At 35.3% G+C, this 20,425-nt stretch carries 15 protein-coding genes; 14 read left to right on the top strand and 1 reads right to left on the bottom strand.

Features of this window, described 5'->3' with window-relative positions; genetic code table 11:
• Positions 1–172: 172 nt before the first annotated feature.
• From MP477_RS03790 to MP477_RS03750, 9 genes are all read left to right on the top strand, one after another.
• The gene (locus MP477_RS03790) at positions 173–1,819 is read left to right on the top strand and encodes a T9SS type A sorting domain-containing protein (protein ID WP_257189203.1); all 1,647 of its coding nucleotides are present in this window, start codon (positions 173–175) and stop codon (positions 1,817–1,819) included.
• A 4-nt stretch (positions 1,820–1,823) separates the two neighbouring features.
• A complete protein-coding gene (locus MP477_RS03785) occupies positions 1,824–4,712 on the top strand; it encodes a hypothetical protein (protein ID WP_257189202.1) in 2,889 nt (962 codons plus the stop codon).
• A 23-nt stretch (positions 4,713–4,735) separates the two neighbouring features.
• On the top strand, positions 4,736–8,512 hold the full coding sequence (locus MP477_RS03780; protein ID WP_257189201.1) for an RHS repeat-associated core domain-containing protein: 3,777 nt from the start codon (positions 4,736–4,738) through the stop codon (positions 8,510–8,512).
• 5 nt (positions 8,513–8,517) lie between these two features.
• Positions 8,518–9,066: a hypothetical protein gene (locus tag MP477_RS03775; protein ID WP_257189200.1), complete on the top strand. Its 549-nt coding sequence runs from the start codon at positions 8,518–8,520 to the stop codon at positions 9,064–9,066.
• Between the two features lie 350 nt (positions 9,067–9,416).
• On the top strand, positions 9,417–9,746 hold the full coding sequence (locus MP477_RS03770; protein WP_257189199.1) for a hypothetical protein: 330 nt from the start codon (positions 9,417–9,419) through the stop codon (positions 9,744–9,746).
• A gap of 168 nt (positions 9,747–9,914) precedes the next feature.
• Complete coding sequence (locus MP477_RS03765) at positions 9,915–10,412, top strand: RHS repeat domain-containing protein (RefSeq protein WP_373567405.1); 498 nt, start codon at positions 9,915–9,917, stop codon at positions 10,410–10,412.
• Positions 10,385–11,134 carry a hypothetical protein gene (locus MP477_RS03760; protein ID WP_257189198.1) on the top strand — a complete coding sequence of 250 codons (750 nt, stop codon included), beginning with the start codon at positions 10,385–10,387 and terminating at the stop codon, positions 11,132–11,134. Before MP477_RS03765 ends, MP477_RS03760 begins: the two co-directional genes overlap by 28 nt.
• Before the next feature lie 8 nt (positions 11,135–11,142).
• A complete protein-coding gene (locus tag MP477_RS03755; RefSeq protein WP_047486171.1) occupies positions 11,143–11,640 on the top strand; it encodes a hypothetical protein in 498 nt (165 codons plus the stop codon).
• Positions 11,641–11,943: 303 nt separating this feature from the next.
• Positions 11,944–12,567: an RHS repeat domain-containing protein gene (locus tag MP477_RS03750; RefSeq protein ID WP_373567400.1), complete on the top strand. Its 624-nt coding sequence runs from the start codon at positions 11,944–11,946 to the stop codon at positions 12,565–12,567.
• Between the two features lie 906 nt (positions 12,568–13,473).
• Here MP477_RS03750 and MP477_RS03745 read toward each other — a convergent pair.
• On the bottom strand, positions 13,474–14,244 hold the full coding sequence (locus MP477_RS03745) for a hypothetical protein (protein ID WP_257189197.1): 771 nt from the start codon (positions 14,242–14,244) through the stop codon (positions 13,474–13,476).
• 1,122 nt (positions 14,245–15,366) lie between these two features.
• On the opposite strand from MP477_RS03745, the gene MP477_RS03740 reads away from it, so the two are divergent.
• From MP477_RS03740 to MP477_RS03720, 5 genes are all read left to right on the top strand, one after another.
• A complete protein-coding gene (locus MP477_RS03740) occupies positions 15,367–15,717 on the top strand; it encodes an enoyl-CoA hydratase (protein WP_257189196.1) in 351 nt (116 codons plus the stop codon).
• 237 nt (positions 15,718–15,954) lie between these two features.
• Positions 15,955–16,095: a hypothetical protein gene (locus MP477_RS03735; RefSeq protein ID WP_153816321.1), complete on the top strand. Its 141-nt coding sequence runs from the start codon at positions 15,955–15,957 to the stop codon at positions 16,093–16,095.
• A 387-nt stretch (positions 16,096–16,482) separates the two neighbouring features.
• Positions 16,483–17,910: an adenylosuccinate lyase gene (gene purB, locus MP477_RS03730; protein ID WP_257189195.1), complete on the top strand. Its 1,428-nt coding sequence runs from the start codon at positions 16,483–16,485 to the stop codon at positions 17,908–17,910.
• Positions 17,911–17,956: 46 nt separating this feature from the next.
• Positions 17,957–18,928: a WG repeat-containing protein gene (locus MP477_RS03725; RefSeq protein WP_257189194.1), complete on the top strand. Its 972-nt coding sequence runs from the start codon at positions 17,957–17,959 to the stop codon at positions 18,926–18,928.
• Between the two features lie 10 nt (positions 18,929–18,938).
• A complete protein-coding gene (locus tag MP477_RS03720) occupies positions 18,939–20,363 on the top strand; it encodes a serine hydrolase (protein ID WP_257189193.1) in 1,425 nt (474 codons plus the stop codon).
• The last annotated feature ends 62 nt before the right edge of the window (positions 20,364–20,425 follow it).

Genomic DNA, 20,425 nt, shown 5'->3' with positions numbered 1-20,425 from the left:
CTAAAAAATACGACAGGTTCTGTCGCTTTGAGACTATATCTTGCAGACATAAAACAGTAAAGTATTGTATTGTAATAAATTTCACAATCAATATGATAAAATAAATCTTTTCACAGTGAGGTAAAAGTAATACTTTTGCAATCGAATTAAAATAATAATAATTACACAATCCATGAAAAAACTCTACATGAGTGCATTGACTTTATGCACCATCTTGGGCCTTTCTGCCCAGGAAGTGATCTGGCAGAAAGACATCAAATCTTCCACTCAGGATTTTCTCAATCAGGTAATCACCACTATTGATCAGCAATATCTTATCACCGGAAGCTCTATTCAGGCTAAAAGCCAGTCGCCAGCTACTGGTAGCCAAAAGCAAAACAACGGCTACGATTTCCATTTAGTAAAACTCAACCAACAGGGAGAGCAGGTTTGGGAGAAATATATTGCCGGACAAAGCCACGATTATTTATCCGCAGCGGTAACCACCCAGGACGGTGGATTTCTGGTTTCAGGAACCACGTATTCAAGCAAAGGACTGGATAAAAAAGAAGATTCCAAAGGAGGATCGGATATCTGGCTGATCAGGTTGAATGAATTTGGCGATGAACTGTGGCAAAAAACCTTGGGGACATCTTCAGATGAAGAAGCCAAAGCTGTCATTCAAACCACAGATTTAGGATTTTTTGTGGCCGGAAATATTCAAAATTCATCCAAAGGTTACGGTTCAAAAGATGTCTGGATCACCAGACTCGATAAAGACGGAAAAGAATTGTCTCAGCTTATTCTGGGAGGAAGAGGATTAGACGAAGTGGAAAAAATGATACCAACGAAAGACGGTGGAGCATTATTAGGGATCTATTCGAGGAGTTCCGAGGTTGGGAATCCTAATACTAAACCTTCGACTGAAAGATCATCTGTCTCAATGGCCATCAGCCAAAAGCCAAAAGCCAGCACCAACTTCGGTGAAGGCGACTACTGGATCGTCAAACTAGATAAAAACGGAAAACTAGAATGGGAAAAGAACTTTGGAGGAAAAGGGGATGACCATATCAGAACCCTGGCTTTAACTTCAAACGGTTTCATTATCGGAGGAGAATCCAGATCCGAAAGATCAGGAAATAAATCAGTAGGTATTGAAGAAGGTACAGACCTTTGGCTGATCTCACTGAATGAAAGAGGTGAAGAGATCTGGCAGAAATCCTATAATTTCAAGAACAGGGATATTCTGATGGGGATGAATGTGATACAGAGTCAAGAATCAAGAATCAAGAACCAAGAGCCGAGAGCCAAGAATCAGGATGCCACCAAAGGAATATTGCTGGGAGGGTATACTCAGGCGGAAGGAAGAATAGAGAAGGATGATGAAACCTTTTGGATGCTCTATCTTGACGGCAACGGCAATGAGCAGTGGCGAAAACATGTAAATGGAGAATCCAGAAAAAGAGAAGAGAGACTTTCAGATTTGAAACTTAACAGAGACGGTTCTATCGTTCTGGCCGGAACGAGCGCGGAGGAATTAGGAAAAGAGAACTGGAAGATTGTGAAGCTGGGAGATAAACAGATTGATCAGTTAATAGAAAAGTATGACATCAAGATTTATCCGAATCCGGTTTCAGATTATGCTTATGTAGAAATAGGCTTTGACTTTAAGGAAGCTGACATTATGCTGTACGACATGAGCGGAAGACAGCTTCAGAATATAAAAACTAAAAACAATGTTACCAAAATCAATACACAAGCGCTTGTTCAGGGTGCTTATCTGGTGACCATAAAAACGGATACAAATAAAACAGCGAATGCTAAACTGATTAAAAAATAATATAATGAGAAGGAACTCTATTTTAATGAAAGGGATAATCATAAATTTTATGATGTCCATTATCGTAAATGCTCAACAGGGAGATATTAATTTTGGAGATCTGCCACGACCAGTTCCCTCAGTATCTTCATTACCTACTTATACGGAAACACCAGTATCTTTAGCTACGGGAATACCAGATATTAAATTCCCGTTATTCGGTCTTCCTACGAATGATAAAAGTGTTTCTGCCAATTTATTGTTGCAGTTTCATCAGGCAAATATGGGAGAGTCACAGGCAGGCGGTGAAATTGGTTTAGGATGGACGATGTTTGCGGGAGGAACCATTTCAAGAGAAATAGTTAGTGGACTTGATGAAATGTATGATGATGCCAGCTGGGCACATTATAAAAAGAATAAGTTTGATGATATGTATTATTACAATCTTCCGGGGATATCAGGAAAATTCAAAATAGAAAGAAATATAAGTGATAATACTTTTAAAGTGGTGAATCTTGTTCCCAACAATATTAAAATTGAATATACAAGAAACACTAATAATGCCACTTTAATAATTAACTCTTTTACCATAACTGATGATAATGGTTACAAATATATCTTCAATGACTACAGTCAGAGTAGATTTTCCAAAAGTACTTTGTTGGATGGTACTTTATATAAATCAGCTTTTTACCTGACTGAAATTAAAAATGCTGCTAATGTTCAGCTTTTGTCTTTTAATTATCAGAAAGACAATAAAATAAAGCCCGGAAGCAATTTACTTTTATATCAGTCATGCAAATTGAAGGATATTTTATCTCCGGGATTGGGATCTATTACTTTGGATTATAATTATGACCAGGCTCTGGAAAACACATTGAATGACCCATATAGTATTGCCAAAGTTTCGCTTAAAAATAATAGCGGGAATATAGTTTCGCAATATGGTTTTAAATACACAATGGAGGGATATTCCAGTATGAGCATGAATGAAGAAGTAAGCAAGAGGACGCTTATAGGTATTAACAAAATTAATCTGTTAAATCCTGCAGGGGTGCCATTGGAAACTACTAAACTGTTTTACGATTATACTTTATACACCTTACTTCAAAATGGCTATGGACTCTGTGTGACTGGGGCTGATCTTAGATCATATAAGGTACATTCACTTTCTACGATGGTGATGCCAACAGGAGGAATGATAAAATACAATTATGAAGTTAATGAATCTTATGTAAATAAAAATTATCCCGGCTATGTTACTCCTGACAGTTTTACAGATATCAGTATACAACATACTGATCTAATGGCAGAGATGGCTATTAATACCAAACAGACAAATAACTATACCTTTCAGGTTACAGGAGAACCTGGGGTACTGAAAAAAATATATGTTTACTTAGATGCTATCAAATATAAACCTGTTTTCTCAACCGGAGTAGATGATTCCTTTATGAATTATACGATAGATGATCAGGTAGTAAATGATAACACTTGTTCCAGTTATAATGATCCGGCAGATCTTGAGGGTACTACATCGTCATTAAGAGCTTTTAATTTGTATCCTGGAACACATACTTTAAAAATATCCGGTACTGGTGGGCACGGAGATATTAAGTTCTCGGATATAAAAACAATCCCACCTCCTTTCAGAAATGCTAGTACAAGCAATTATAAACTGGGAGCTCGTATTAAAGATATTAAATATTATAACTCAGAGTATACCGGCACCCTGCAAAAAACAATAGCTTATGATTATAATGTGTTCAATGATCCCCTCAGTATCAGTGGATATGTTTTTTACCCTGAAATGGAAAGTATATCCGCTACGCTTTATCCTTTTGTATTATATAAAAATGTAAAAGTAACGGACAGTGAAAATAATGGATATGTAAACTATTATTTTAAAACACCGGACGCCTATCCCAAAACTCCATATACTTCTAATGGTCTCAGTACTAGCTTCTGGCCGTATTACAATTTAACCAAATCAGGAGTAATGGAGAAGAAAGAAGTTTTTAATAATCAGAATCAGTTGGTATCTGCTACTAACTATGATTTTACTTTTGAAACATTGGATCAATTGCCGGAAATATTCCTTGATGGAGCCGTTACAAAAAATGCCTATATCAAAAATACCAAAGTCATTACAAAAGATTATACAGGGACTAACAGATTTATAGAGAATACAGTTGAGACAGCGTTTAATCCTGCTAATTTCAAAGCAGCCACTGTTAAGGAAACTTCATCAGATGGAAATGTAGTAGAAAAGTTGGTCACCTACTCTGCTGTTGGTTCGGAATATCAACGTTTAGAAAATGCTTTTATGACAGGGGTTCCTGTAAAAACAGAAATTAAAAACAATGGAAAACTGGTTTCAAACACGCTGGTAAAATATGAAAATTCAGACAATTTATATCCGTCTTCTGTAGTCACTGTTAATCCTAATGACAGCAGTAACAAAGTTGCTGTTAAATATGATGAATATGATTCCAAAGGAAATGTAAAACAACTGACTTCAAATTATGATGCTACGGCAGGTACCGGAACTCCAAGTGTTATTATATGGGGGTATTATCAAAACTTTCCCATTGCAAAAATAGAAGGGGCCAAACTTTCCGATATCGGAACGCTGGCAGACGATATTATTCTAAAGTCCAATGCAGATGTAGATGCTTCTTCAGAAAGTATTCTTCTCAATGCATTAGACAATTTCAGGACTAATCCTGCATTAAAGAATTTTATGATTACCACATATACCTATGACCCGCTGATAGGTGCAACAACCATAACTCCTGCCAATGGGCTAAGGGAGATTTATAAATATGATAAAAACGGGAAATTAACTTCAGTAGTGGATGTTAACGGAAATATTATTAAGGATTATAAATACAATACAAAGCCGCAGCTATAATAATTTATTACAATTAATCAGCTATGAAAAAAATAATATCAATCATACCTTTTCTTGTTGTGGCTCTGTTTCATGCGCAAAGTTTAACAACTACAGAAAATTATATATACAGCAGGACCTATTTGGAACCTGTTACCTCAGAACAGCCTGGTGCTGCACAGATTCAGGGAGTCCAGTATTTTGACGGATTGGGAAGAACTACCCAAAGTATTGCCATTAAAGCATCTCCCAATGGCAAAGATGTAGCCGTTCTGGTTATGTATGATCAGTCAGGCAGGAAGACCAAAGATTTTATGCCTCAGCCAGTAGATAGTCAAAATGGAGCTTATATTCCGGGCATAGGAGAAAGTTCAATAAATGCCTATTATGGAGTTCCCAATGCCTATTCAGAAATTCAGTATGAGCAGTCACCTTTATCCAGAGCGGTAAAAGCAGCCGCTCCAGGAACTGAGTGGCAGATGAACGGCACCCATACCCAAAAGTTAGAGTATCTATCCAATAATACGGGTGAGGTTAAAAGATATAAAGCAGTAACCAGTTGGAATGCATCGGCTCAAATCAATGATGTCTCTATCATTACAGCTCCCAATGACGCGTATACCACCAACGGGTATTATAATGCCAATACATTGTATAAAACGGTTACCAGGGATGAGAATAATAACGAAACCCAGGTATTTACTAATTCAGGGAAACAAACTCTGCTATCGCGAAAGATTAACAAAAAAGCCAATGGAACGACAGAAAATGTAGATACCTATTATGTATATGATGAATTTGGCAACCTTTCGCTGGTGATTCCCCCGAAAGCCTCAGTCTCAGCATTAACTCCAGCTTTACAGGACCAGCTCTGCTACCAGTATAAATATGACAAATACCACAGGGTTGTAGAAAAGAAACTTCCCGGAAGGGGCTGGGAATACCTGGTATATGATCAGCAGGGCCGCGTTGTGCTTTCTCAGGATGCTAATCTGAGAACGACAGGCAATAATTTCACCAAAAGAGGCTGGCTGTTTACTAAGTATGATAAATTTGGAAGAACAGTCTATACGGGATTCTTTGCCAGTACAGCAGAAAGAGCTGCAATGCAGGCTGCATTGAATAATATGTCTGCTAATGCCAACAATAATGAAGCTCCAAGTACCACTCCATTTACCCTTAACGGGATGGATATTTACTATACAAAGACAGCTTTTCCAACAGAAAGCATGACGATTTTGAGTGTTGATTATTATGATGAATATCCTGTAGGATCACCAGCTCAACCGGTACAAATACAGAATCAGGCTACTTTAGGATCTGTTCCAACGACCAGTGTTTCTAACGGATTAAGCTCAGTGAGAAGCACAAAAACACTTCCTACTGCAAGCTATACCAAGAATGTAGAGAATGACAGCTGGTCGTCAGCATTTATCTGGTATGATACGCTGGGAAGAATAATTGGGACCTATGGTAAAAATCATTTAGGGGGATTTACGCAAACAGAAGCTGAACTGGATTTTTCCGGAACACCGCAAAAAACCATTACCTATCATGCCCGTAAAGCAAATGAACCGGGGGTAACCATTAAAGAACGGTTCATCTATGATGCCCAGAAAAGGCTTAAACAGCATTATCATCAGGTCAACACTAAGCCGGAGGAACTGCTGACAGAAAACACCTATAATGAGCTTTCCCAACTGATCAACAAAAAAGTAGGAAACAATCTGCAGAGTATTGATTATACCTATAATGTCCGTGGCTGGCTGACAGACATTAATAAAAACCAGATGGGACTAGCTGATCTTGGAGGGAAGTTATTTGCTTACAGAATCAAATACCATCAAAAAGAAGGGATTGATAATCCTGATCCTGTTCAGTTCTCAGGAAAGAATGTGACTCCGAGATACGACGGAAGCATTGCGGAGATCGACTGGAGAGCTGTAGAAACAGTAGGGGTAAATCCATCCCTGACCCCAAAAAGATATGGGTATTCATATGACAGTATGAACAGGATTCAGGCAGGATATTACCAAAACCCGAATAATCCTTACAGTAAAGAGAATACGGAATCTTTAGACTATGACCTGAATGGGAATATCAATAGCCTGTACAGGACTTCGGTAATAGCATCCGGAAGCAATACCGCAACGGTGATAGACAATCTAAGCTATACCTATTCAGGGAATCAGGCGATAAAGATTACTGATGATTCTCAAAATTTTGCCGGCTATGAAGGGGGTGGAGGCCCCATCACTTATGATGTGAATGGAAATATGCTCACCATGCTGGATAAAGGAATACAGTCTGTTAAATATAATTTCCTTGATCTTCCCGCTGAAATGCTCATGACCAAAAACAGTAATGAACTTGTTGCGGTAAAGACCTTATACAGGGCAGACGGAACAAAATTAAGAAAAGAAAGCAGTACCAGTATAACAGGAGTTGTAGGATCTACTACTACCAAAAAAACGACAGATTACCTGGATGGCTTTCAGTATCTGACCACTGAAAATGTAGATACAGGGGGAGGCACCGGCATAGAGATGTTTTCTTTATCCGGCAGGGCCATGGAGCCGGAAGCTTTTTCAATTGATGAAACAAGAAGGGTTGCTCCTAAAACTCCGGATCTCCAGTTTTTTGCTACCGCAGAAGGATTTTATGATTATGCAAAAGATCAGTATATTTACCAATACATAGACCAGCTGGGAAATGTAAGGGTTTCTTACGGAAGAAACAGCACAGGAGCTCTTGAGATTACAGATTCCAATGATTACTACCCATTTGGGATGAATCATTTAAAAACGGGGAATTCCTATTTTGCACAGGGCAGCTATAAAAGCAATAAATACAACGGTAAAGAATTACAGGAAACCGGAATGTACAGCTATGGCTGGAGAGAATATATGCCTGATATTGCCAGATGGAATGGCATAGATCAGTTAGCAGAAAGTTATTATTCTCATTCTCCTTATGCGTATGTGCTAAATAATCCAGTAAACTTTTTTGATCCAGATGGTAGGCTAACTATGGAAGCCGTTACAGCAGCGATGTGGAATGCCACACCAGACGGAACCAATTCTTATTGGTTTAATGATAACGGGAGTTTTACAAGCTATGACGGAGGACCTAAGGGTAGTGGAGGCGGAAGTCTTGCTTATAGTTCTTCTGTAGGATATGGAGGCTCCTTTACCATGGGAGATGGAACATATGCGCTGCCTCCAATTGTTTTTGCAGGTGATAAATCCGGTTGGGCAGATCAGTTTAGAAGTCATATGGAGAAGTATGGAAATACAACTTTGATTGATAGTTATTTTGATGGTTTTTTAGGAGGGGCTCAGTCATCTTGGAATTATATTAAAGGACAATTTTACGGTGAAAGTTATTGGGATGGGCTAGCTAATACTTTTACTTTAGGAGCATATGGAACAGTAAAAACGATTAATAGCTTAATAGATGTTACTCGTAACGTTCCTAATTATACAGCAAATGATTACTCATATGCTGCAGGTTACTTAACAGAAAAAGCTGCTGAAGCAATAATATTAAAAGAAGCATCTCAAATAAATCCTTTTGCATTTAGAGGGGGATATGGATTTAAAATTGGAAGAGTAGAGCTTTTATATTCTAATCCAAGTGTTGGTGGAGGTACAATATTTTCATATGTATCTTCAACCAACAAAAAATTTAGATTAGATTATCATGGATTACCATCATTAAATAGAGGTAAAACTTTACATTTTCATACAAATTATTGGGGATATACTAATTCTCCTCATAGAAGTGTAAATCCATTTCGTTGGGGGCAACCTATAAAATAATATAAATGGAAATCAATAATAGTGTTTTAAATAAAGATATAAATCTTCTTTCTATTGAAGATTTTGACTTAGATATATTTGAGGATTTAATTCGTTTAAAAAGAATATATAAATGTTTGTTTTCTGATAGTAATACTCTTTTTTTTGCTTTCCGCAGGGAAGAGAACTTAACTGACAAGAAAGAACTTAAAAAACTTAAAGTTAGGATACTTGAAAGTTTTAAGGACTATGGAGAATATATTATACTTAAAGAACTTGATAGTTCTCGCTTTGATAGTGTTGGCAGAATTAACATAAATGATCATACATATAACTTTCTTTTTGATGTTTGGAAATATTTTTACAGTTGCACTTTTTTTATTCCAACTGAAAAATTTAATTTTTTTGATTATATAACCTTTCAAAAAAAGAATAGGTTTCATGATATAGGGAATGAAAAATTATTAATTAATCACTATGCAAATTTTAGCTGCATAAAGGGGCTAGGTGGAGACAACTTAATTATAAGTTATCGAAATGATTTTAAATTACCAGATTTACCAATTAGGTTATAGCCTAGCTGCGCAAAGTTTATAACTTTGAGCTAATATACCCAGATTTAGCAAATGCATATAGAGGAATGGCTATTCCTTGGGGAGGGCCACGTACCGCTGAAGAACATAATTTTGGATTAAATAATAGTATGTACACTTTCTTGGTCGACAAATATTCATGTAGCAAATTATTCGGCATCCAGAAGAGGTCCCGGAGGAGTGATTTTAAAACAATCATTTCCTATAAGCAGACTTTCTTTTTATGATAGACATGGTGAAGGTGAGGTACAAGTATTTGGTCCTGTAGTTGGAGCTAAAATAATTAAACCATGGAATGGTGGAACTTGGACACCATATATTAAATAATAGTTATGGAAGATATAATAATTAATGAAATTTATAATCTTAAAGATGATATACAGCTTAAAGATTATTTAAATAGTCTAAAATCAAAAAAAAGTATTTTAGACTCTTTCGTTCAAACCAGAGAACATTTATATGACATTTATAATGACCGATTAGATTTTAGTATTTATCGGGGGGATTATTTTGAAGGATTAGCTGAGGTTGTAGCAGAGATGAAAAATTCAGACTTAGAAAATATACGATTATCCTATATTGAAGGAAATAAGAAAGGTTGTTCTATATTTAGTAGCGAAGACTACAGTATTATTCTGGGAATAATTTTTTATGATAATTAAAATAGATAGAAAAGTCGAAGTAATAGCATTTTTTATGAACCTCTTAGCTGTGCAAAGTTTATAACTTTGAGCTATATGATAAAACCTCACAAAAAGTGAGGTTTTATCATTTTAAACAGAACTCTAATACAGAAATGTTTTTAAGTTTATTATTGGGTGTTATGAAATATTTATATTTACCAATACATAGACCACCTGGGAAATGTAAGAGTTTCTTACGGAAGAAACAGCACAGGAGCTCTTGAGATTACAGATTCCAATGATTACTACCCATTTGGGATGAATTATTTAAAAACCGGGATTTCCTATTTTGCCCAAGGCAGCTATAAAAGCAATAAGTACGACGGCAAGGAACTGCAGGAAACCGGAATGTACAGCTACGGCTGGAGAGAATATATGCCGGATATTGCCAGATGGAATGGTATAGACCAGTTAGCGGAAAAATATTTTTCGACAAGCCCATATGCTTATGTAATGAACAACCCCATCAATATGTTTGATCCGGATGGCAGAAAAAATGAGGCTTGGCTACAAGATGCTCCCGCATGGTTACAAGAGACGTGGAATAATACCCCCGATGGACAAATTCTTATTGGACAAATAGTGGCTCAGGCTCAGGTGGAGGCGGAGGACATTTTGTGTATACAGGAGGAACTGCCGGTTTAACAGCAGGATATGGAATAGGATCTACTGTAGACTTTGCGGGTAACTTTAATTCCCACTACGGTACTGTAACAAACGGCGTGCTTAGTTATACCTATTGGACAAACGGTGCACCTGCCAGTGGATATGCTAATTCAGGAGGACAGAATTACCAAAACTTGCAAGGGATAGTAGGATATTCTGGGAAGCTGGATTTGAATTCCTCTAATACAACACCAAATAGTTGGTATAGTACAGGAAGTAAAGCAAATTGGTTATTTGGAACTTCTGCTACAGCTGGGGGATATATAGAAGGTTCATTTAGACTTACTAATGGAGTTTATAATGGAAATGTTTGGAGTCCTAAATATTATTCTAGTGCATGGACTGGAGGAAGCCGTGCCAGAATTACTACGTATAATTTTGGAAAAATTGGAAGTTTATTAGGTAAAGTTTCTTTTGGAGCTGGTTTGGCAATGGATGCCTTGGGAGTGAAAACCTACTATAAAGATCCAAGCTCATCTAATGCAGTACCTCCTAGTAAGGCTGGATTGAATACTATAATGGGCTATGTTGGGTTGAAAGGTGGTGTTCCAGGAGCTATAATCGGGACTTTATACTTTGGAGTTGATAATTTCTATCCAGGTGGCTGGGTTGGGGCATCTGAAACTGCTGCAAGAACTGAAGCATACGAACAAGAAATGACAGGGCATCCACTTTTTAGTAATTCAGCAATTAAATTTTAATTACAAATATGTATAAAATAAAAAAAATATATTATTATATATATTATATTCTTTATAAGAATGCAGAAAAGTCACCAACTCTTTTTTCTTATAATTTTGTAGCTAGTATCTCATTAGATTTTCTAGGATTAATCTTTTGTTTTTCTTTTATTTATTACTTTGATCTTAATTTAAGAAAAGAACTTTATTTACTAATAATGTTGATGATAGTTATATTTAATTATTTTGTTTTTGAACATAATAGTTCATACAAAAAATATATAAGTGAATTTGATGAACTTCCAAAAGAAAAAAACAATAAATTTAAACTAATAGTATGGATAGGTATTATTCTTGTAATCGCTAATATCATATATTCAGTATATTACATGGATCAACGTGCAAAGCGCGATCAAATAGGGCCTTATGCTCCAGAAATTGTGGCAAAAGAAAATAGAGAAGATTCTTTACAGAAAGTTCAGCAAATTGAAAAACTTAAAAAAATTTATGGGGAGGATAAAAGATAAAGGAATGTTTTTTTAATTTGTCAGCATTCAATAGTATTAACAATTAAATTTTTAATGAAAAACAAAGTTTATAATTTAAAGCTAATATACCAAAACCTCACTTTTGTGAGGTTTTTACATTTTAAAATGATTGATTTGCATTCTAAAGAGAACTTTAATCCAGAAATGTTTTTGAATTTATTATTGGGGGTATAAAATATTTACCAATACATAGACCAGCTTGGAAATGTAAGGGTTTCTTCCGTAAGAAACAGCACAGGAGCTCTTGAGATTACAGATTCCAATGATTACTACCCATTCGGGATGAATCATTTAAAAACGGGGATTTCCTATTTTGCCCAGGGCAGCTATAAAAGCAACAAATACAACGGCAAGGAACTGCAGGAAACCGGAATGTACAGCTACGGCTGGAGAGAATATATGCCGGATATTGCCAGATGGAATAGTATAGACCAATTAGCGGAAAGTTATTATTCTCATTCTCCTTATGCTTACGTGATGAATAACCCGATCAATTTGTTTGATCCCAACGGAATGGTATCACAAGCATTTATAGATGAACTATTGGACGCTCCTCCCGGAACTACGTGGACAAATACAAAAAACTCAAAAATTATTTGGGAAGGAGTTAAAGTAAGTTTAGAGGAAAAAGAAGAAATTGACGAATTTGAAAATATAGGAATTTGTGGCCAACCAGATTGGCTACAAGAAGCGGAAATTCCAAAATGTCCGAAAAGTGGAAAATCTATAAGATTTTTGTATCAATTAGGAAGTTTTAGTGATATTGAAGCGACATTTAGCAACGTTGAGCCAACAAAAGGGATGGAAGAATATTTCGAAAAATTAAACTTTTGGTGTGATGGAAATTTATACATTTTTATAGAACCTACAACAAAGACAATGTGTTATACAATGCAAAATACCTAATAACATAAACAATCGAAAAAGAGCAAACTACAAACAAGGCTTATAAATCTCAAAAAACGATACAAATAAAATTCACTCTGCAAAAATAAATCAGAGAAAGAAGAAATTGATAAATTAAAAAAAGAAGTAAGAGAATCAGGATTTTATTCCCAATTATCAAATCATGAAATGATAATAGAAGTCAATTACAATAGAAGATGTGAAATTGGATAAGTAGGTAAGAAATGGATACATTCAAAAAAAGTTGCCGTTTTAGCAGCTATATGGTCACTAGGCCAAATTGCTAGAAACCGAAACAATAGAGAAAATAAAATACAACAACAAAAAGGGTAACACAGCCTAGGCCAGAAAATATTCGCCAGATAATTTTAAATTTTCGATTCAAAGCTAACCATCCTAAAAGAATAGAAATTGGTAAACTGATATACCAAGCTGAACCAATAAGAAAGAAGAGGATTTCCCAAAAGGAAAAACTAAAAGTAATGTCACTCATATTTGCTTGCACTAAATTTTACACTAAATTTATAATAAAATCTCAATAATTTATGAAAAAAAAGAAGCTTTATATTTTTGCAATAATAGTGGCAATTATCTTATTTTCGGCTTTTTTTTCTAAGTATCAAAAAGTAATAGAAGTAGGAACCTGGGGGATGAATAGATGGATTAACTGGGGATGGAACTTTGGGTTCTGATAGAAATTAATCTAACGATTATTTTATAATCTCAAAAAACGATCTTTGACATCTTTTTTGATTTCATTCTCAGTGGTCAATTTAAACAGGAATCAGTGACCATTTTAAGGTTTGTCTCGTCCTGAAAGACCTTTGAATTCTTCTTTCCAAATATTGGAGAAGCATAAAACTCCCGACTACAGCCAGGAGTTTATATTATTTATTATATTGATCATTACATTTTTACCGCAAGAATCGGGCCTAGATTGGATATTCTTCCATAAGCAGCAAAACCATGAAACCTTGGGCGTATTACCGTATTATCCTGGTGAACGATAGCAACCTGGCTAACTTTAGCTGCTACCTGAAAAGTACTGATAATAGGAATTACATGAGGGCCATAATTACTTCCGCCATAGCTTGGGAATTCAGCAAAGCCCGAGCTGGTAATAAAATCAAAGTAAATCCATCTTGGAAAAGTACCTGCTAAATCAGCTGGGTCTAATACTCTGTAGTCAGTAGTACTGCCTGCCTTGTAATAATCGAACTGTACATAGTAATAAAGAGTATATACTCCCTTATTTAAGGTTAGCGGGGTATCTGGTATAAATTCTGCTGTAGGAAGAGTTATAAAAGTAAAATCTTGAGAAAGGTTGTTGGCTCCACTAATGGTGGAGCCTGGAGCCGGTTGCCAGCTCGCAATTCCGTTGGCATCAGATGTAAGAATTTTTCCATCACCCTGAGTTCCATCTGCTATTCTGATATTACCGCTAATATCTAATTTTGCAGTAGGAGAAGCAGTGCCTATTCCCACATTTCCTTCAATAATGGCCCCATTTGCAGGTGCGGGAGTATTAATGTACGCAGTACCTATAGAAGTATTACCGTTGACCGTCAGTGTATTTGCTGGCATAGGTGTGTTAATACCCACATTTCCTGTCTGGGCGTAAATAATATTGCTATTAATGATGGTAAGCATCACAATAGAGAGTAAGATTTTTTTCATGATGTAAAATTTAGGTTAGAATAATTATAGTTTTAGTCAGAAATTGTATTGTCTTAACATTATAGTTTTTGGGCAATATTTTTGGAAAATGCAATTTGGTATTGCATAATACAGGGTAAAAGTGTGAAATTTTATAAATGATTTAATTTTATGACAAATTCTGCAATTCTCATTTCAATGCATAAGATTTTACATTGCTTTTTTTGTATTTCTTAAAATAAATATTCACAGAGACTTTTTGGGATATAAAATGATCACAGACTATTCTTAATCGTGTTTTGAATGCGAAATTTTGGGAGGACTAAAATCAGTTTTCATAGCAGCAGCCTGATAAATTCTTCTAAGTAGATTGTTTTGGGAAAGATAAAATTCTATTGTCAACATATTTTAATGGTATTAGCTTTTCTTCCATCATTCTTGTTAAATCTTTGTATATTTTTGTGTCTTTAGAATCTGATAAAAATATTATTGCAAGGGAACAGATAATATTTCTTAGCAAAGATAAAGGCTCTAAACAATCTGTTAAAATAAAAAGCGTGCGATTTTGTTTGTAAAAACGTAGAATTAATTCTATTGTTGTAGACAGATATTATGTTAAATTTACTAAACTTGGATATTGAATTTTGAAAATGGTTTTGCGTAAAGGAATTGTGGTAATAATTCTTTTTTATATTTTGTAGCTAATGGACAATATGTTTCATTCTGGTATAATCTCAACGGATGGTGGACTTGTTAAATATGACGGACTGAATTCAATGCTTCAATAGGCTTTCTGGTACCAATCATAGTTTCGGATGTTTTTATGGAAATATCCAGAAGGGTAGTATAGTTGTATATAATAATTACGATCAAAATAAAATTCTTAAAAAAAAGAGCACTTAAGGTAATACCTACAAAAAATCAGGACTACACCGGATGTCTAGTCCTAAAAACTAATACAAAAAAGCTGCAATTTATTAACCCAAAGCTATAAGATACAAGAGCATTTGATATTTAATTGCGCAAAGTTTATAACTTTGAGCTGCTATAACAAAGCCTCACGAAAAGTGAGGTTTTTACATTCTAAAGTGATTAATTGTATTCTAACCTGGGAAGTTTATCAAATAATAAACTATAGAGCCAATGGTAGCCACTGAAGAGGTTTTTACTTTAATTAAAAAAGAACGAAAGTTTCCTGATGATATTAAAAACTATACAATTAAAATAAGTACCAGTAATAATTTTGAAAGGGAAAATCTGATCGGAATATATAAGATCAGAAACTATTCAGCTAAAAGAAATGAGAATTATGAATTAGCACAACAAATAGAAATCTTAGTTTCAAGTCTGGAAAATTGTTTGGATAATAACTCAAGGTTCGTAAATATTTCAGGTGATCAATATTGTGGAATGTTTTATCTAGGTCAAAATTGGGATCAAATTATTGGATATTTGGAAGCTGAAATTGATAAGAATGGAAATGTGCTGTTTTAGAATATCCTGCTCTCCCGCAAATTGGCTAGCTCTAAAAAAAGGTTGACGAGTTTAATCACTCAAGCTTCGGTTTCAAGGTAAAGTATAAATAATGTCACCAAGCGAATTTTAATTTGTAAATAATATGAAATGAATGGATTATGTTTTTATATTTGAAAAATATGTATATTGGGAGTACGAAATTAAAGCGTAATCCGAAAAGCATATAGAGTAGGAGAAAAATCAAAAATTAAGACTATGAAAAATCTAAGAAAACTTTCAAAAAGAGAATTGAAAACAGTTCAGGGAGGAATACCTATGTGTCTGCCAGGATACTTTTGGTGTTCATTTGTGAAAAAATGTATCTCAGTAGGATCACCATGTGGACTTATTGATTAATTTGATTCATGAAAATAAGGTAAAGAACGGGGCTGTCTCAGAAATGGACAGCCTATTTTGTATCCTATCCACTAATCGACTTAAGAACCAGGAGCGTTAAGAAAATTTGAAGGTAATCCGTTAAAAAATTTCCACTGTCTGAGCATGGGTTATAATATAAAACCGAAGCAGAATCGTATGATCCATGCGAGTTTGGAAATTTTAGGAGTACAATCAAATTTTTAGCGGATGATTCCCGTCTTGAATTTTTGTATACTTTTGCTTCAAAGCAAAAGTATAAATGAAATCCTTTATCTGATTCGGAATATGGTTTAAAAATCATAAAAACAGGATTTTTATCTCTCACTGAAAAACCGTATTTTTGTACATCTAAAAGTAAAAGAAAGAATGAATTCCTACAAAAATCCATTGGAAGAGCGCTATTCCAGTGAAGAAATGTTGTTTAATTTCTCACATAACAATAAATTCCGTACCTGGAGAAAGCTTTGGATCGCTTTAGCTGAGATTGAAAAAGACCTTGGTCTTGAGATTACAGACGAGCAGATTGCAGAGTTGAAAGCGAATGCTGAAAATATCGATTATGATAAAGCAGCAGAATACGAAAAGAAATTCCGTCATGATGTAATGGCTCACGTTCACACCTATGGAGATGTGGCGCCTTCAGCAAAGGGAATTATCCATTTGGGAGCTACTTCAGCTTTTGTAGGAGATAATACAGACTTAATTCAGATCCGTGACGGACTTTTGATCCTAAAGAAAAAGTTAGTGAACGTCATGAAAAACTTAGCAGACTTTGCTATTCAGTATAAAGACCTTCCAACATTAGGATTCACGCATTTTCAGCCGGCTCAGTTGACGACAGTTGGAAAAAGAGCAACCCTTTGGTTACAGAGTTTGGTTCTTGATATTGAAGAACTTGATTTCTTCCTTGAAACACTTCGTTTCAGAGGGGTAAAAGGAACTACAGGAACGGCTGCCAGTTTCCTTGAATTATTCAACGGTGATTATTCCAAAGTAAAACACTTAGATAAAGAACTTTCAAAAAGATTCGGTTTTGAGAAAGTTTTTGGTGTTTCAGGACAGACCTATGACAGAAAAATTGATGCTAAAGTGGTGGCTTTATTAGGTAACATTGCTCAGTCGGCCCATAAATTCACTAATGACTTACGTTTACTTCAGAATCTTAAGGAAATTGAAGAACCATTCGAGAAAAGCCAAATCGGTTCATCAGCAATGGCATACAAACGTAACCCGATGAGAAGCGAAAGAATCGGAGCCTTGTCAAAGTATGTAATGTCTTTAACGACAAGTTCTGCCATGGTAGCTTCTACACAATGGTTTGAAAGAACACTGGATGATTCTGCAAATAAGAGATTAACCATTCCACAGGCGTTCTTAGCTGTAGATGCTATTTTACTGATCTGGAACAATATTATGAACGGAATCGTAGTCTATCCAAACAGAATCAATAAGCATATCGAAGAAGAACTTCCTTTCATGGCAACAGAATATATTATCATGGAAGAAGTGAAAGCCGGGGGTGACCGTCAGGAGATCCATGAGGTAATCAGAGTTCATTCTATGGAAGCTTCGAAGAAAGTAAAAGAAGAAGGAAAAGAAAATGACCTTATTGAAAGAATCTTAAATGATGATTCTTTAAAATTAGATAAATCAAAATTAAAAGAAGTTTTAGATCCTAAGAACTTTGTCGGTTTTGCACCGATTCAGACGGTAGAATTCGTTCAGAATGAAGTTCAGCCGATTCTGGACCAAAATAAAGACTTAATAGGATTGGAGGCCGATCTTAAAGTATAAAACAGTGTGCAGCCTTTCGGGCTGCATATTTTTTTCCTGCCATTATATGAAAAAACTACTACTGACCATTTTACTGATACCCATGATTACTTTTTCTCAGGAAAAGGAAGTCTTACGATATTTTAAATCCAAAGATTCCCTGGTTGGAGTGAAAGATAAAGCAGGGAGAATAATCGTTCCTGCACAGTTCAAAGTCTTTTCCTACCTTAAAGATGGAGATCCCGTAGAAGGAGAAACCATTTTTTTTGATGGGAATAAAGAAGGTGAAAAACCGGAGAAAAATGCATGGGGAAATGTATATGACAGAAATGGTACATTCCTTTACAAGCCTTTCCTTTATGACAATGGAGCGGATTATTTCTCTGAGGGACTAAGAAGATTGGTTAAAAATGGTAAAGTAGGATTTGCAGACCGTAACGGTAAGATCATTATTGAAGCTGAGCATGATTTTGTATCACCTTTTAATTACGGATACGCTGCATTTTGTGACGGCTGCGATTGGGAAAAAACAAATGACGAACACAGGTCCATTGTAGGAGGTAAATGGGGGGTGATGAATATCAAAGGACAAACCGTTCAGTCATTGGCAAACCCAACAGCCCAGGATGTTGAAATAGATGGGAAATATTATCCGAACCCATTTCAATACAATGAAAAAGAGAAGAATATCCTTCAGTTTTTTGAAAAGCAGAAGAAAAAACTTTCAGATCTTTATTATGTGAATTTTTACAATAAACTGTCTGAAAATGAAAAGAATCTGTTTTTTGAAATTGTAGAAAGACCAAAAGAAAACTTTCCCTATTATCAGGTAAATACCTATAATCACAGAAAGAAGGACTTGGATATGCTTTATCGTTTCAAGTTCCTGGTCTCAGAAGATGGAAAAGCATTTTATGGGATAGAGGATTTTAATGAAAAGAAGATTCCTTTTGAAAACTGGTTGAAAGCAGAAATAAAAAGCGCAGAAGAATTTCAGAAAGAACACCCCGATAATCCGAATAAACTCATTAACGAATAGAATCATTCCCATGAAAAATGTATTGATACTTGTATTGGCCTTAGTATTTGTGAAAGCTTATTCACAAAGCGAAAAGAGAATATACTCAATAATGGATGCCAATGCTGAAAAGCTTGCCAAAAGTTCAGGAGCCTATTCCGTATCTGTGGGAGTAGTGAAAGACGGTAAAGTATACACCAGACATTTTGGGGAACTCGATAAAGGGAAAGGAAATAAAGCGGATGACAATACCTATTTTGAAATAGCATCGGTTACCAAACTTTTCACAGGTCAGTTATTGGCAAAAGCTGTGCTGGATAAAAAGATTACGCTGGATGATGATATCCGTAAGTATCTGAAAGGCTCTTATCCGAATTTGGAATATAAAGGAACTCCCATTACAATTAAAGATCTTATTTCCTATAAAACAGCATTACCAAGAACGCTGCCCAATGATGATGCGCTGAGGAAAAATATGACTGATGAAACTCCTTTCCTATACAATAAACTGAACGAAAACTATACAAAAGAACAGTTTAAGAAAGATCTGGCTACCGTAAAACCGGATACCCTTCCCGGAGTTAAATACGGATACAGCAATTTAAGCTTAGAACTTACAGGGCTGATCCTGGAAAATATCTATGGAAAAAACTATGAAAGCCTTCTGAAAGAAAATATCTTTTCAAAACTCGGGATGAATCACACCAAATTGGACCTTGATAAAGGAGAAGTAGCAGCAAATGGATATCATACCAGCGGTCGTTTGATGCCTTCTTCCATTAGCCTTTTATGGGGTTCCGGAGGTTCAAAAACCAAATCGACAATGGGAGATATGGTGAAATTTTTACAGGAAGAGCTGAATTCAGAAAATAAAATAGCCCAGGAATCTCAACGGAATATCAATAACAGCAAAGGAAGCTGGTCTGGGTATTTTTGGGATAATTATTACATATCAGAAAAAGGAAAAGTAGGAAGCAAGCATGGTGGGGCATATGGTACACAAACATGGTTTACAGTGTATCCCGAGCTTAATTTAGGGATTTGTATGATTGTAAACATCAGTGGTATGAATACAGGAGATGCACTTCAAACTGCTGCGTCAGGATTAGCAGATGATCTCATTTCTACATCCGATAAAAAAGAAATATATGGATATTACCTGAAAGGAAATAAGGTTGTTTTTTCTTATATCCACCCTAAAAATTTAGACGCAAAACTCATTAATACCGTTTCTGTAGCAGGAAGTTTTAATGACTGGAGATCTGAGGATAAAAATTTTAAGCTCATAAAAAAAGAAAATAACCGCTTCGAATTGGAAGTTCCCCAATCCAATTTTGAAAAAGGAAAAGATTATTCCTTTAAATTTGTAATTAATAATAGCGGGTGGCTTGCAGCCCCTAAAAATGCTTCCAATACAGACGGGTCAAAATACAATAGCCTGTTATTGAAGCTGTAAGATATAAAGAATCATAGCGTTGGTTCTGAAAAAGTAAAAAGAAAAATAAATCTAATATTAAA

The organism is Chryseobacterium sp. WG23 (genome assembly GCF_024586575.1).
Classification (GTDB): Bacteria; Bacteroidota; Bacteroidia; order Flavobacteriales; family Weeksellaceae; genus Chryseobacterium.
Note: the sequence above shows the minus strand (reverse complement) of the source record. Positions and strands in the feature narration are given on the sequence as shown.